General features: G+C 31.8%; 13 protein-coding genes and 1 pseudogene. 4 read left to right on the top strand and 10 right to left on the bottom strand.

What is annotated here, in order from left to right; genetic code table 11:
* The first annotated feature begins 28 nt into the window (after positions 1 to 28).
* The 3 genes from ACIQ2L_RS12870 (at position 29) to ACIQ2L_RS12860 (ending at position 3271) form a co-directional block, all read left to right on the top strand.
* Entirely contained in the window at positions 29 to 1138 is a 1110-nt protein-coding gene (locus ACIQ2L_RS12870; RefSeq protein WP_396159450.1) for a carboxylate-amine ligase, read from the top strand.
* Between the two features lie 33 nt (positions 1139 to 1171).
* Positions 1172 to 2002 (top strand): type 1 glutamine amidotransferase, encoded by an 831-nt coding sequence (locus ACIQ2L_RS12865; protein WP_396159448.1) that lies wholly within the window; start codon positions 1172 to 1174, stop codon positions 2000 to 2002.
* Positions 2003 to 2080: 78 nt separating this feature from the next.
* Positions 2081 to 3271: a hypothetical protein gene (locus ACIQ2L_RS12860; protein WP_396159446.1), complete on the top strand. Its 1191-nt coding sequence runs from the start codon at positions 2081 to 2083 to the stop codon at positions 3269 to 3271.
* A gap of 2 nt (positions 3272 to 3273) precedes the next feature.
* Here the strand turns inward: ACIQ2L_RS12860 and ACIQ2L_RS12855 are convergent, their stop codons facing one another.
* The 9 genes from ACIQ2L_RS12855 to ACIQ2L_RS12815 all read right to left on the bottom strand — a co-directional run bounded on the left by ACIQ2L_RS12855 (position 3274) and on the right by ACIQ2L_RS12815 (position 12014).
* Positions 3274 to 3819 (bottom strand): hypothetical protein, encoded by a 546-nt coding sequence (locus ACIQ2L_RS12855; protein WP_396159444.1) that lies wholly within the window; start codon positions 3817 to 3819, stop codon positions 3274 to 3276.
* A gap of 5 nt (positions 3820 to 3824) precedes the next feature.
* The gene (locus tag ACIQ2L_RS12850; protein WP_396159440.1) at positions 3825 to 5045 is read right to left on the bottom strand and encodes an acetyl-CoA carboxylase biotin carboxylase subunit family protein; all 1221 of its coding nucleotides are present in this window, start codon (positions 5043 to 5045) and stop codon (positions 3825 to 3827) included.
* 2 nt (positions 5046 to 5047) lie between these two features.
* A complete protein-coding gene (locus ACIQ2L_RS12845; RefSeq protein WP_396159438.1) occupies positions 5048 to 6472 on the bottom strand; it encodes a leucyl aminopeptidase family protein in 1425 nt (474 codons plus the stop codon).
* A 17-nt stretch (positions 6473 to 6489) separates the two neighbouring features.
* The gene (locus ACIQ2L_RS12840; protein WP_396159436.1) at positions 6490 to 7632 is read right to left on the bottom strand and encodes an alpha/beta hydrolase; all 1143 of its coding nucleotides are present in this window, start codon (positions 7630 to 7632) and stop codon (positions 6490 to 6492) included.
* A 212-nt stretch (positions 7633 to 7844) separates the two neighbouring features.
* Positions 7845 to 8711, bottom strand: a complete 867-nt coding sequence (locus ACIQ2L_RS12835) for a hypothetical protein (protein WP_396159434.1) — start codon at positions 8709 to 8711, stop codon at positions 7845 to 7847.
* Positions 8711 to 9280: a hypothetical protein gene (locus ACIQ2L_RS12830; protein ID WP_396159432.1), complete on the bottom strand. Its 570-nt coding sequence runs from the start codon at positions 9278 to 9280 to the stop codon at positions 8711 to 8713. Before ACIQ2L_RS12830 ends, ACIQ2L_RS12835 begins: the two co-directional genes overlap by 1 nt.
* A gap of 84 nt (positions 9281 to 9364) precedes the next feature.
* Positions 9365 to 9865 (bottom strand): hypothetical protein, encoded by a 501-nt coding sequence (locus ACIQ2L_RS12825; RefSeq protein ID WP_396159430.1) that lies wholly within the window; start codon positions 9863 to 9865, stop codon positions 9365 to 9367.
* A gap of 95 nt (positions 9866 to 9960) precedes the next feature.
* Complete coding sequence (locus ACIQ2L_RS12820) at positions 9961 to 11343, bottom strand: sensor histidine kinase (protein ID WP_396159428.1); 1383 nt, start codon at positions 11341 to 11343, stop codon at positions 9961 to 9963.
* A gap of 5 nt (positions 11344 to 11348) precedes the next feature.
* The gene (locus ACIQ2L_RS12815; protein ID WP_396159426.1) at positions 11349 to 12014 is read right to left on the bottom strand and encodes a response regulator transcription factor; all 666 of its coding nucleotides are present in this window, start codon (positions 12012 to 12014) and stop codon (positions 11349 to 11351) included.
* Positions 12015 to 12174: 160 nt separating this feature from the next.
* On the opposite strand from ACIQ2L_RS12815, the pseudogene ACIQ2L_RS12810 reads away from it, so the two are divergent.
* A pseudogene (locus ACIQ2L_RS12810) lies at positions 12175 to 14269 on the top strand (LTA synthase family protein).
* Between the two features lie 230 nt (positions 14270 to 14499).
* On the opposite strand, the gene ACIQ2L_RS12805 reads toward ACIQ2L_RS12810, so the two are convergent.
* Positions 14500 to 15031, bottom strand: a 532-nt coding sequence (locus ACIQ2L_RS12805) for a T9SS type A sorting domain-containing protein (protein WP_396159424.1), incomplete at its 5' end; no start/stop codon positions are given.

Raw genomic sequence — 15031 nt, 5'->3', positions numbered from 1 at the left:
ATAATTTTGATAACTAAAATGAAGAGTGATGACTAAGAAATTACCAATATTTACGCTAGGTGTAGAAGAAGAATATCAAATTATAGATCCAGAAACACGCGATTTGCGTTCACATTTATCTAAAATTGTTGATGGAGCCAAAAGCATTTTAAAAGAACAAGTAAAAGCTGAAATGCACCAATCGGTAGTTGAAGTCGGAACCAATATTTGTAAAAATGTAGCTGAAGCAAATACTGAAATTCGTTTTCTGCGAAGTAAAATAGTTGAATTAGCGTCTAAGCAAAATCTTGTTGTTGGTGGCGCAGGAACACATCCTTTTTCACGTTGGCAAGATCAGCCAATTACTGATGATCCAAGATATCATCATATTGTTAACGAATTACAAGATGCAGCGCGTTCTAATTTAATATTTGGAATGCATTGTCATGTTGGCATTGAAAATCGTGAAATTGGCTTGCAGTTAATGAATCAGGCATGTTATTTTTTGCCTCATATTTTTGCATTGTCTACTAACTCTCCGTTTTGGGAAGGCAGAAATACCGGATACAAATCTTTTAGAACAAAGGTATTTGATAAATTTCCGAGAACAGGTTTACCAGAGTATTTTGACAGTGTGCAAGCCTATGATAATTATTTAGAAACTTTGGTAAAAACTAAATGTATTGATAATCCAAAGAAAATTTGGTGGGATTTACGTTTGCATCCGTTTTATGATACTATTGAGTTTCGTATTTGCGATATGAGTTTGACTGTGGACGAAGCCATTTGTATTGTAGCTATCATTCAAGCCGTTGTGGCCAAGCTTTATAAACTTACTATGGCAAATACTAGTTTTAATATTTATAGAATAGCTTTGATTAAAGAAAATAAATTCCGTGCTGCTCGTTATGGAATCGATGGAAATATGATTGATTTTGGATTGCAGCAAGAAGTTGATACCAAATGCTTAATTATTGAATTACTAGAGTTTATTGAAGATGTTATTGATGAACTTGGAAGTAGAGAACAAATTAATTATGCACATACCATAATGAAAGAAGGAACCGGTGCCGACAAACAATTGGCTATTTTTGAAAAAACTAAAGATTTGACTAAGGTGGTCGATATGATTACAAGCGAATTTACAAGAGGATTATAATTGAAAAAGTTATATTTGCACTATTAATTAATTATGATGAACAATCAAATTCGAATAGCAGTTTTGGATATGTACAACGGAGAACCTAATCAGGGAATGCGCTGTATTATTGACATTATTAATAGATTTAATCAAATAGTTACTTTTCAAATTTTTGATATTCGCGGCAAAAGTGAATTTCCAAACATTGAGAAGTTTGATATCTTTATTTCTACAGGTGGACCAGGAAATCCAATTAAAGGCGACGGTATTTGGGATTTAAAATGGTATGATTTCATAGATCAATTATGGAATTGGAACAAAGAACAAAAAGTAAAAAAGCACGTATTGTTTATCTGCCATTCTTTTCAAATGGCTTGTCACCATTTTGGTTTAGCACAAATTACTAAACGAAAATCTACCTCTTTTGGTGTAATGACGGTTCATAAAACGGAGGCTGGAATGAATGATCCTATTCTAGAGGGTTTAGGAAATCCTTTTTATGCAATTGACAGCCGTGATTATCAAGTAGTACAACCAAAACTAAGCATTTTTACTAAAAAAGGCGCTATGATTATTTCGTTAGAAAAAATCAGAAATCATAGAGAATATGAACGAGCCATTATGGGAGTTCGTTTTTCTGATGAGTTTGTTGGACTGCAATTTCATCCCGAAGCAGATGCATTAAGTTTTATTGCCAATCTAAAAAACAAAGAAAAGCGAGAAAGAATAATAGATATGAAAGGAAAACAAAAGTTCCGTGATATGTTAGAAGATTTATTAGACGAAGACAAAATCTATAAAACCAACGAAACTATTATTCCAAATTTCCTACGTATCGCTATCAATGATTTGATAAAGCATAAAAAAGCCTTATCAAATTAGTATCAAGTAGTCCGTATTAAGTACAAAGACTTATTTTGATATCTTAATACGTAATACTTCCATCTTAATAATTTAATAATGAATTCCAAACACAGAAAACTTTTTAACGATAATTTTTCAGTTACTAAATACCATAATCTTATTCAAGATATTACTTCTGATTTTGATCACGAAGTTACGTTCCGAATTGCTGAAACCCCTTTTTTTATCACAAATAAGTTGAAAGAACAACTGCTTCAAGGTTGCCAAGAAGTGATTGATTTTATTCAGAAAAAAGATTTTAAAGAACTTACCAATAAAGCTTTAGAATTAAACAGAAAAGTACCTAATGAAGATAATCACACAACATTCTTAGCTATCGATTTTGGTATTTGTGAGGAAGATGGAGAAATTGTTCCTAAACTTATTGAAGTACAAGGATTTCCGTCTTTGTTTAATTTTCAAAATCACTTGTCCCAAAAATTTGTAAACCACTACCCTTTTCTTTCTGAATTAACGCCATTTCTAAACGGATTAAATGAGGAACGTTATTTGCAGTTGATTGAAGACGTAATTTGCAACAATCATCCAAAAGAAAATGTTATTCTGTTAGAAATTGAACCTGAAAAACAAAATACCAAGATAGATTTCTATTACTGCCATAGAGATTTAGGAATTCCTGTTATTTGTGTTACCAAGTTGTACCAAAAAGATAGACACCTTTTCTATAAAAATGATAATGGCAAAGAAACTCAAGTCAAAAGAATCTACAATCGTGTTATTTTTGATGAACTGGATTTACGTAACGATTTAAAATTAAATTTCGATTTTTCATCTGATTTAGATGTTGAATGGGCTGGACATCCGAATTGGTTTTTCAGAATCAGCAAATTTATTTTACCCTATTTAAAAGGAACGTATTTTATTGAAACTACGCTACTATCAGATTTAAAAGAAATTCCATCCGATTTAGAAAATTATGTTTTAAAACCACTTTTTTCATTCTCAGGCAGTGGCGTTATTTTTCACGTTAAAAAAGAAGATATTGAGGCAGTTACTCAAAAAGATTTATACATTTTGCAGAAAAAAGTACACTATAAACCAATAATTCAAAGTCCGAATGGATTGGTTAAAGCTGAAGTACGACTATTAGCCGTATGGAAAAAAAACGCGCCTGCTCCTATTCTAGTTACTAATCTGGTTAGATTGAGTCGAGGTGAAATGATTGGTGTTAAATTTAATAAAGATAAGGATTGGGTTGGTGGAACAGTTGGTATGTTTGAAAAGTAATACTATAAATACTTTTTCTTAATCTCCAAAAAACTTTTTTCAGTTGAAATTAATTCTGAAATTACTTCATTTCTCAATTTTTCAAGATCATCATAGTTAAGATATTTAGACCAATCATCCTCTTTCATAACTTCTTTGATAGTTCTTATGGTTTTGGCTGTATCTTTTGCATTACGATAAACAATAGGGTTTTCATTATTGGAACTTTCTTTATGAAAGAAATTGATCTTCTTAGTTTCATCGTCAATTTTGATGTAAAACAATTTTGATGTATCGTCGTTGGAATAAAAATCGAACCAATTAGCATAACCGACAATTGCTTTTTGATTTTTAAAATTATGTAACGGTACTAAACGCCAATGACAATTGGAAACTCTTCCCCAGTGGTTAGAAATTCTATATAAACCAGATGGTGTAAAAATATATTGGCTTCCGGACTGACTCTTGTGATTGATTTTTAAGTTGCTTATTTCATCAAACAAAATTTCTTTCCAAATACAGAAAGTGTGTTTGTGAAAGTTATGTTTGGAGTAGGTTTTATTTATCACAACTATTAATGTAATTTCTTCACGGCTTCTTGTTGCGCTACGGTTGCAAAATCTCTGACTAATCTTTCCGCATAATCGTCAAGTAATTCTCTTATTCTAGCATGTGATTCACTTTTTACAATTAACCCAGCATGATACTCTAAAGGTACTCTAAAACAAACTTCAGAATCATTAAAACTTGACAAATCAGGATGTTCAAATTTAGAAAGTGTCAATACAATTCCAGCAAAATTTTTACGAATAGTTGGTAATTTGTATTCTTTCCCTTTAATAAGACAATCTTCAATTTTTGCCCATTCACCCCAAAGATTCACACCCGATGCGGCTTCAACCATTTCGGCCAAATGCGCTCCTCCCACTCTAGATGCGGTTTCAAGAAAATATATTTTTCCGTCATCATTGCATTTGATAAACTCGGTATGATTAGCGCCATGCATCATTCCGAATGCTTTTAGTACTTGCTCGTTTACCTTTTTAATTTCTTTATCATCCATTGAGTTGTATGGAATAGTGGCACTTCTAAAAATTCCACCACCTTGAGAAATTTCCATTGGAGTTGCTAAATATTGTGAGGTAATTGAAAACATCGTTTTTCCTTTCCAATTCAATCCATCACAATGATATACCGCTCCGGGTTTAAATTGCTCTACCAAATATTTTATTCTATTGGTATCGCCCAATTCATGAATTTTTTGCCACAATTCGTCTTTCGAATATACTTTCATAATTCCGGATGCTGAAGCTTCCGAACGTGGTTTTAAAACCCATGGTGGAGAAACGCTGTCTGCAAACAGATTGATTTCTTCATCATTAAACAAAGCACTAAAAGCTGGAATTGCAATGCCGGCATCTTTAGCTTTAATACGCATGGCCAATTTATCACGAAAATACCTTCCTGTAGTTTGTCCCATTCCATCAATTCTGAGATTTTCTCTTAAATAAGCCGCTTTTTCGACGTCAAAATCATCTAATGAGATAATCGCATCAATCTTTTTATGGCGCATCAAACCAGCTACTCCAGACAATAAATCCTCTAAATTCCAATCGACATCTTGACCTGGCATAAAAAATATTTCATCAATAAAATCGAATGCCCATGGTTTATCTCGAAGTTTTTCGGATGTAATTAAAAACACTCGATTACCTTGTTTTTTTAGATTGATTAAAAAATCGTTTCCTTTGAAGTAATTGGATATACAGATAAAGTTTTTTGTCGGATTTTCCATAATTATTGATTTTCAATAAAGCTAGTAATTAAGTGCACGCCATACCCAGTTGCATGTTTACTTTTAGCAAATTCATCATCGCCGAAAGCAACTCCTGCAATGTCAAGATGTGCCCAAGAAGTATGCCTGTCTGTAAAGAATTCTAAAAACTTAGCTGCCGAAATGGCTCCAGCAACTGGTTTTCCTGAATAGTTTTTCACATCGGCTATTTCACTTTCAATATCAGGTGTATAAACATCCCAAAGTGGTAATTGCCATAAACGTTCCCCAATTGCATCACCAGCTTGTTGTAGTTTTTTTGATAATTCTTGATTATTAGTAAATAAGCCAGCACATTCATACCCTAGAGTTCCAACTATGCTTCCTGTTAAGGTGGCCAAGTCGATTACAGTTTCTGGCTTATAGTTTTTAATTAAATAAGATAAACCATCGGCCAATATCAATCGCCCTTCAGCATCGGTATCAATAATTTCTATCGTATGTCCAGCATAACTCTGAATAACATCGCTAGGTAAAAAGGACTGTGCATCGACTGAATTCTCGCAAGCAGGAACAATAGCGGTAACACGAATTGGCAATTTTAAATCGGAAATTAATTGCATGGCACCAAGAACTGCTGCACCACCAGCCATATCACATTTCATTTGAACCATTCCAGCGGTTTTAATATTCAAACCGCCAGTATCAAACGTGATGCCTTTACCAACCAAACCAACATGCTTTTTGGCATTAGCTGGTTTGTATTCCATAATAATAAACTGCGGTTCTTGCGCACTGCCTTTTCCGACAGAAAGAAACGAATGTAAACCAATCTCAGTCGATTGTTCTTTGCCAAAAACAGTCACTTCAAAGCCATATTTCTTTCCTGATTCGGTTGCCCAATTGGCCAAATATTTAGGTGTAATTTTATTTGGTGGTAAATCAACTAAAGCCATAGTTTCGAGTTGTGCATTGGCTATTTTTATTCCCTTGTCGATAGCTTCTTCAAAATCTATGTTGGATATGTAATTCATTTCAAAATCGGCATTCATAAACGGATGAACCTCTGTTTTTTTGTAATGACCTAAATTGTAAGTTCCTAATACCAATCCAGAAATAGTAGCTTCTACTTGATTTGCAACAAATAATTCAGGAATAACTACTATAACATTTTTAGCAAATACTTCTTTTTGTTTAGAAGCAATTCTTCTGAAAATTGTTTTTAAGAATTTATAATCTTTTTCTTTACCGAGCCCAATAAATACATAAGTACAATCGTATTTTTCTACTAAATAATGAGTGTCTTTTTTTCCATAAAAAACTTGGGAGTATACTGAAACTCCATGGTATTCTATAGGAATTATACTTTTTGAAGTTGTTTCAAAAACAGGGATTAATAGGGTTCCTGTAAATTTATCTAGAGTATTTATTTTTTTAATTTTAATCATCTTATTTGTTCATTTTTTTATTCATTTTTATCACTAAAATACAACCACTCAATAGCTTTTGGAAATTCATCGCTCCAATATATTTCGTTGTGTTTGCCTACCATATTGAGACTTATTCGTACTTTCATCATTTCATTAAATCCTTCTTTTTTTAGTAATCGTTTCTTAAAATTCTTGACATGGTCAATCATAGTGGCGCTTTCTTCACCGCCAGCATAAAGATAAATTCGGGTATCTTGTGGTTCATCCATATCTAAAAATGACAGTTTTATTTTTGGAACAACCCAAAGAGATGGTGAGAATATCATCAATTTTCCAAACACTTCAGGATACATTATCCCTGAAAAAATACTAACCAATCCACCCATCGAACTTCCTCCGATTCCGGTATGCTCTCGTCCTTTTTTGGTTCTGAAATTACTGTCGATAAAAGGTTTTAATGTTTCGGTTACGAAACGGATATACTTTTTTCCTTGACCATTTCCTAGAACGGTATTTCCAACATTATATTCTTTGATACGTTCTTTTTCGGCATGTTCAACTGCAATAACTATGATTTTACCTATATTATATTCAGCCATAACGGCTAGTTTTTTATCGATTTCCCAATTGCCATATTTCGCTTTTTCGTTGAATAAATTCTGAGCGTCTTGCAGATATAACACCGGATAACTTTCTGTCGATTTATTGTAGTCATGCGGTAACAACGCCCAAACTCTTCGAGTTTTGTTAAGTTGTGGAATTTCAAATTCCTCTGAAATTAAATGTACTTCCGGTAGAAACTTTGATTTGAAGGGCAACCAGTTGTGACGCCATTTGGAAACATGTTCTTTGCGTACACCATTGTGCTGTTTACAAGAACGGTTTTCGGTTCGGTTGCCGTATTTGTCGATCTCAACTTCGCTCCAATCACCTCGTGTAAACTTGTATAATAATTCTTCGGGATAAACAAAATCGTGTTCAAACTTAAAGTGAAACAAACCTTGTCCCACTTTTTCCATTTCAAATTTTTTGTCTTGGGTTACCCAATTGTTGAAATTACCTGAAATATAAACCGGACGTTCATCATCTTCATCGGTAGTCAAAATAATATTGAGATGGGGTTCAATTATGTTTTTAACTTCTAAATCTTCTACCAGGTTGCTTTGTTCTTTGCTCATCGCATTATGCTGCACTAAATTTATAGAATCGTAAAAATAACTTTTTGGTTTTTTATAACAAAGCCTTTTCCTAAAATATATGGATATTAATGTAGAATGGAAGTGTAATTGAAGAAATGAATTTTTGGGTATCATTTTTTTGATAAAACCTTATAAAAAAACCTAACTACAGTTGAATGCAATTAAGTTTATTGTTAAAATTAAAATAAATTTTAGTCATCATCGTCTTCCTTATTATTTTTAAGTTCTTGATTGATATATTTTTTTAACGCACTTTTTTTCATTTCAATATCATTTTCATTTGCACTTTTATGACATTTTATGCAATTTGCAAAGTTTGTTATTCCTTCCTCTTCGTGTTTTTCTCTAATATTGCTCATGGAATGTTCGTGGCAACCAAAACAAGTATAGTCTTTATAATCATTAGTTTTATGACAAGTAAAACAACTAACGTTATGGTCATTATCTAACCTAAAATAGTTATCGTGGTTGAAAGTTGATGGTTTCCATTTGTATAAACTGTGACATGAAATGCAATTAACAGATAAAATTCTATGAAAATTATCATTTGGCGCTTGATGACAAGAAGTGCAATCATTTCTTGATTTTAGATTTATTAAGTCATGATTGAAAGTTGAAATCGTATTCCAACTTCTTGTAGAATGACAACTTGCGCACGAATTTGATACTTGGTTATGAAGATAATTTTTTGGTTGTGTATGACAAGTAACACAAGAGTTTCTATCTTTTTCTCGCAATAAGAAATGATCAAAATTATTCAAAGCTACTTTATAGTGTAACCCTTTGTGGTCTGAATGGCATGTAATGCAACTTTGATTTTCAATTTTTTCATGAAACTTTAGTATAGATTTTTTTTTACCTATTTCAGAAATTTTATGACAAGAAATACAATTTTCATTTGGAGTTCCAGCTCCAATATTATGACAAGCAAAACAATCATTTTTTAGTTCAGAATGCGCTTCATATAAATTTCCTGGAGAAATCATAATATGAGGATAAGCAACAACTAATCCAATGATTGCTATTGTAAAAATTATAAATAGAGATGATTTTTTCATCAGTTAAAAAGGATTGCAGAAACGATATGAATTAAAGAGAATAAACCAAGGAAGAACGTAATTGGCAAATGTACTTTTCTCCAATTTTTCATACTATCCATTATTATGGCATCTAAAAAAACAGCGTTCTTTACTTCTTCTTCTGATTCGCCTAGTGCTTTCATTTCGTTTTTTCGCTCTCTCAGGGTTTGATTGGCTCTTGCCAAGAGGTGTTTTCCCGTTAATCCACTAATTACAGTTATTAGTAACATTAAAACCGCTAACCATGGTAAAACCGCGTGTATATGAATTCCTGCATGAACCAATATCATTATGGAACCCGATAATGCTAAATATTCATGATAATCTAACAGAATTTTAGGAGTACTTATGTTTATTATTTTTCTATTATTTAGAGAATATAAAAGAGAAGTTAAGATTGTAGCCGTTCCTAAATATCCTAAATATTTACCAACAAAAACAATATCGAAGTAATGAAGTAACACATCTATTAGTATTGCTCCTGTTATCATTGAGGAAAACCAAATTACAAAAGGTATGATATCCTTTAAAATTATTCCGTTTTTCATAATCAAAAAGTATTTATAATAAAAAACCCAAAATTGTTCTACAAAGGCATCACAATTTTGGGTTAAATCATTATTAGATGTTATTTAATCTTCTTCTTCCTGCTTCACTGTGTGAGTATTTGTATTTTGCTCCGCATTAGTAACATTTGTTCTGATTTCGGTATGGCGAATTTCACCTCCTGTAGTTCCAACTTGTTGTGCTAGAAAAATTCCAACAGCAGCGATGATAAGCGCTAAATAAGAAACCAATTTGGATTTTGTGTGATTTTTAAAATTAGTGCACAATCCTAATAACGAAATTACTCCAAGTACATATAAAACGATTGCCAATTTTTCTGCCATTTCTTCATGCTCGTGGATAATTTGTTTTCCAATATTTGGCATTTCTTCTACAGCTTCTTCGGCACCCTCGCCTGTTCCCATACTGAACGCTGCAAAGATTGCCGCAACTATAAATAATACATAAGTGACATTCTTTACCGTATTATTTTTTAAAACTATTCCAGCTAATAAAATTCCAAAGCCAAGTATCGTTCCAATAATTGGAAAATGGTTGACTACTAAATGTAAATGTGCATCAGTCATGGTGTAACAGTATCAATATTAAAACAACTTCAAAGTTACCCTAAATAAAAAGGTAAGAACATGATGAATATCATTATTTTCAAGAAAAAATATCATTATTTTCTAAATCCTAAAATTACTTTCGTTCCTTCATTCTCTTTGCTTTTAATTTGCAAATTAATTTGTAGTAAAAGGCACAGTCTTTTAACTATTGATAATCCCAAACCGGTTCCTTTTATTTCGGGATGTTCATTAGATTTTGAACGGTAAAACTGATCAAATATCTTTTGTAAATCTTCTTCTGCTATTCCGATTCCTTGATCGGTAATTGAGCAAATTAATGTATCTGTTGTTTCAACTATTTCAAAATTGATACTATCTTTCTGTTTTGAATATTTGACAGCATTAGTCAAAATATTATTCACAATAATAGAAAGCAAATAGGAATCTGTGTTTACATAATAATCTTTTGCAAAATGTAAATCACACTTGAGTTTCTTTTCACTTAAAATCGTTGAATTACGGGATATGATATCTAAAAAAAATGCATTCAATGATATGCTTTCAATTTTTAAGGATTGTTTTTGATTTTCAAATCGAGCCAATAATAGTAATTCATCAACCAAAAGATTCAAACGGTTCACCTCTTTTACACAAAAATCAATCTTCTCTTTGTATTCTTCTTGATTTCGTGGTTTTCTAATTAACACTTCTAAAGTTCCTTTTATAACTGCGAGTGGAGTTCTGAGTTCGTGTGAAGCGTCTGAAGTAAATTGTTTTTCGCGTTCGATGGCATTTTCTACCCGATCCAAAAGATTGTTTATGGTCATTGAAAGCAAATGCAATTCATCCTTATTTTGTGGCAAAGAAATTCTAGATTTTAAATTGTCTTTGGTGATAATATTGGCAGTATTGATGATAGAACTAATGGGTTTTATGCTTCTTCCGGCAATAAAACGCGCGATAAGAAAGAGTACTAAAATTATTAATGGATAGGCAACTACTAAAATAAAAAATAAGTTATTTAATACCATTGCCGAGTCCTCAACAGAGATGGCAATGATCATAAAGCCAATTATTTTAGTGTCTTGATATAAAGGAACTTGTATTTGTCTAACGGAAGTATTTTCTAGCTTCCCGTCAAATAAAACATTGTTGATCGCTTCAGGATAATAGTTTAGTTTTTTCTGTTTTAAATTAGGTGATTTATCAACTAATGCTCCTAATTCATCTACAAATTGTATGAATGCTGGACTAATATCAACTTTGTTAAATTGTATCTTCTTCCATTGTTTTTCTCTTATTAAAAGCACACAATTTTCTTTGACTTCAATTTCTTTCAAGTGTTTTGCAACTTCAATTTTAATATCATTATTTACTTTGATATTAATGCTGAATCGCACAATGGCATAAATAACACAAAACACAACAAAAATTAATAATGCTGTAGAAATCATGTAGTTTGAAGCGATTCTGTTCTTAAAGGAAAGTTGTTGCATTGTATTTAATCGTTGGCAATATAACCAACGCCTCGAATGGTTTTAATATAATCTTCGTCTACTTTTAAGTTTAGTTTTTTTCTGATAGCATTCATAAAAACATCAATTACGCCCGTATCATACTCAAAATGAATGTCCCAAACATCTTGAATAATTTGAGTTCTTGAACAAACAGCTCCTTTATTTTTTACTAAATACGTCAACAAATCAAACTCTTTTTGGGTTAATGAAACTTCGCATTTATTAACGGAAACCGAATGTTTTTGAATGTTAATTTCAATTGGACCTAGTGTCAAAATTTCTTGCTCGCTATTATCACGCAATTGCACTTTGATACGTTCTACTAATTCGTCAAAACTAAATGGCTTTTTGATATAATCATTAGCGCCAGTTTTTAAGCCTTCTACGGTTTCTTGCACGGTATCTTTGGCGGTTAAAAAGATTATCGGAGTTTTGGTATTGGTTTCTCTGATTTTTTCACAAACCTCTAAACCAGTCATTTTGGGTAACATCCAATCTAATAGCACTAAGTCAAACTTTTCTTTCTGAAAGAGATTGTAACCATCCAAACCATTATTTGTGGTAGAAATTTGATAGTTCTCTTCTTCTAATCCTTGTTTAAGAAATTGAAGAATTCCTTCTTCGTCTTCAACGATAAGTATATGTTTCATTGAATTTATTGTAGATTTTTGATAAAGGTAAATTTAAATTAAAATTTATTACTAAAGGGTGTTTTATTTTAATCAAACTTTAATTAAGTATTTGTAATTTCCATTACTATTATAGATACTATTGTTATCACAAACTGTTCTATTCTTATTTATTCACATCATGAAATATTTCAAATCTTACTCTCCTTTCACTAACTTACTGTTACTTTTTATTGGCGTTAATGTGATCCTTAGAATAGTACTACTCTTCCATCCTATCACACAATCTAGTTTTGGGTTTCTTGAAGTAATTAAAATATTCAGTTTTGGATTTCTTTCTGATGTTTTTGTGTTTATTATTGCTAGTGCTTTGTTGTGGTTGTATTTATTGTTTTTATCCAATTATAAATATGAAAAGCCCCGGGGTTTCATCATTTTTGGATGTTTAGTTTCTTTGTTAATTTATGTTTCTTTTTTCAATACTATTCTCAATGAATACGGTGGATCTTTACCCGAAATTGGAATTACTTTTATTGCGCTGAAAACCTTTTTATTTGGATTTCTTTTGTTTTTTCCCAAGTATCGCAAGCAGATTCGAATGGTTTTATACTCCATCGCTATTTTCATTTTTGTATTGGTTATTGTTCAAAACGCTATTAGTGAATTCTTCTTTTGGAATGAGTTTGGCGTGCGTTATAATTTTATTGCTGTTGATTATTTGATTTATACCAATACAGTTATCGGAAATATTATGGAATCCTATCCAGTTGTTCCTTTGTTTATTGGTGTTGGATTAATAACTGCTTTATTTACCTATTTTATTGTAATACGCACAAAGCCTTTTCTATATAATCTTCCTCCGTTTTCTGAAAAAATTAAAGGACTCGTTAGTTATATTGTTTTGTTTATTATTTCTCTGTATGCCATTCCTTTTTTGTCAAACCAGGAAAAATCATCTAATGTTTTTACTAATGAATTACAAGCAGATGGATTGTATAAGTTTTATTTAGCATTTATAAATAATGAATTGGAGTTTCATAAATTTTATAAAACACTACCCGATTCCGATGCTTTCGCCTTACTAAAAAATCAATTACCAGGGATTTCAAATCAAAGTAGTTTGAGAATAATAAAAAATGATTCTGCCGAGATTCGAAAAAATGTGGTCTTAATTACAATTGAAAGTTATAGCGCTGAATATTTAAAAGAATTTGCTAACGAAAAAAAACTAACCCCATTTATTGACTCCATTGCTAAACAAAGTTTACAGTTCACCAACCTCTATGCCGTTGGTAACAGAACCGTTAGAGGACTGGAAGCGGTAACGCTTTGTTTGCCGCCAAGTGCTGCCGAAAGTGTGGTGAAACGAGAAGATAATAAAGACAAATTTTCAACAGCAAGTGTTTTTAAACAAAAAGGGTACAGTTTAAAATATATGTATGGTGGTGATGCTTTTTTTGACAATATGGGCGATTTTTTTAGTGGAAATGGCTATGATATTATAGATAAAAAAACATTCAAACCGCAGGAAATAACGTTCTCAAATATTTGGGGTGTTTGCGATGAAGATATGTATAACAAAGCGATTACAGTAATGAACTCCGAATCCAAGCAAAACAAGCCTTTCTTTAATCATATCATGACGGTAAGCAATCACAGACCATTTACCTATCCTGAAGGAAAAGTTACTATTTCACCAAAAATAAAATCAAGAGATGGAGGTGTGAAATATACGGATTATGCTTTAAAGCAATTTTTTGCTATGGCTTCTAAACAAGCTTGGTTTAAGAATACGGTTTTTGTAATTTTGGCCGATCATTGTGCTTCAAGTTCTGGAAAGACTGAATTACCTATGGATAAATACCACATACCTGCCATGATATATGCTCCTGGTTTTATTACTGCTAAAGAAGAAACTGTATTAATGTCACAAATTGATGTGATGCCAACGCTTTTTTGGCTTGCTTAATTTTAGTTATCAAAGTAAATTTTATGGTCAAGATGTATTCTCACCTGAGTATAAACCGAGAGCATTTATAGCAACCTATCAAGATTTAGGATTAATTAAAGATAGTATTTTGACTATTATTTCTCCTGTAAAAAAAGTGAAACAGTTTGAGTTGATTTCACAACCCAATCCAAAACTAAAACGAGGGTTCAATTTGTTTTATGAAGAGAAACCGATGACAAAAATGAGAGAAGATTTGGTAAATGAAACTATTTCATTCTATCAGACTTCTGCATATCTTTTGAAAAATAAACGCTATCAGAAATAATTTTCTATGTAGTACTCAAAAAATTTTATTCTTTGCATAACGCCCTTTTTTTGTCATAAAGTGAATGTACATTACCCTTCTTTTCTAATGAAAAATTCAAATAAAAGCGCATTATTTTCACCTTATTATGATGGAAAAAAAATGGGAGGAACTTTTGTACTGCAGTTTTAAATTAAAACCGCTTCGTTTCCGAAGCGGTTTTAATTATTAATTTTAAATTGTCGATAGAGTTATCTCCTAATTACTCTAACCGTTTCTATAGTATCCTCTTGGGCTACAACTACGTTGTACACACCACTTGGATAACGATCTCCAATAGTTGTCGTTTCTAAATCGCTTGTTCTCAAATCTCTTTGATCAATTAATCTACCTACCATATCGTATACTTTTACGTTTACTACTGATTGGCTGGTTGTTTTCACATCCAACGTAAAGTTATCCGCAAATGGGTTTGGATACGCCGTAGCTTTAAACTTCGGAGCAACTGATCTAGGAATTTCTGGTGCTACCGCATTAATTTCGCATGAATTTCCATAATCACCAAACACGCCATTTATTTCAATTGCTACTTCAACAAAATAGGTTTGTCCTACTTGTGCCTCAGGGAAATCACTCAATTTAAAGTACGAATAATAAACTATTTTAGTAGCTACAACCAACTCATCTTCTGGATTCTCTGGATCAGGTTGTGCTAACTTAACTCTGTATCTAGGGAAAAATTGATAAGGAACAATGTTTAATTGTTGTGCCAATGTATAATCA

This window comes from Flavobacterium sp., assembly GCF_044369455.1.
In the GTDB taxonomy this organism is placed as follows: domain Bacteria; phylum Bacteroidota; class Bacteroidia; order Flavobacteriales; family Flavobacteriaceae; genus Flavobacterium.
Note: the sequence above shows the minus strand (reverse complement) of the source record. Positions and strands in the feature narration are given on the sequence as shown.

Bases quoted from the DNA above. Each gene is read 5' to 3' on its own strand.
- ACIQ2L_RS12870 (WP_396159450.1), top strand. From the start codon at position 29: ATGACTAAGAAATTACCAATATTTACGCTAGGTGTAGAAGAAGAATAT.
- ACIQ2L_RS12865 (WP_396159448.1), top strand. From the start codon at position 1,172: ATGATGAACAATCAAATTCGAATAGCAGTTTTGGATATGTACAACGGA.
- ACIQ2L_RS12860 (WP_396159446.1), top strand. From the start codon at position 2,081: ATGAATTCCAAACACAGAAAACTTTTTAACGATAATTTTTCAGTTACT.
- ACIQ2L_RS12850 (WP_396159440.1), bottom strand. From the start codon at position 5,045: ATGGAAAATCCGACAAAAAACTTTATCTGTATATCCAATTACTTCAAA.
- ACIQ2L_RS12845 (WP_396159438.1), bottom strand. From the start codon at position 6,472: ATGATTAAAATTAAAAAAATAAATACTCTAGATAAATTTACAGGAACC.
- ACIQ2L_RS12840 (WP_396159436.1), bottom strand. From the start codon at position 7,632: ATGAGCAAAGAACAAAGCAACCTGGTAGAAGATTTAGAAGTTAAAAAC.
- ACIQ2L_RS12835 (WP_396159434.1), bottom strand. From the start codon at position 8,711: ATGAAAAAATCATCTCTATTTATAATTTTTACAATAGCAATCATTGGA.
- ACIQ2L_RS12830 (WP_396159432.1), bottom strand. From the start codon at position 9,280: ATGAAAAACGGAATAATTTTAAAGGATATCATACCTTTTGTAATTTGG.
- ACIQ2L_RS12825 (WP_396159430.1), bottom strand. From the start codon at position 9,865: ATGACTGATGCACATTTACATTTAGTAGTCAACCATTTTCCAATTATT.
- ACIQ2L_RS12820 (WP_396159428.1), bottom strand. From the start codon at position 11,343: ATGCAACAACTTTCCTTTAAGAACAGAATCGCTTCAAACTACATGATT.
- ACIQ2L_RS12815 (WP_396159426.1), bottom strand. From the start codon at position 12,014: ATGAAACATATACTTATCGTTGAAGACGAAGAAGGAATTCTTCAATTT.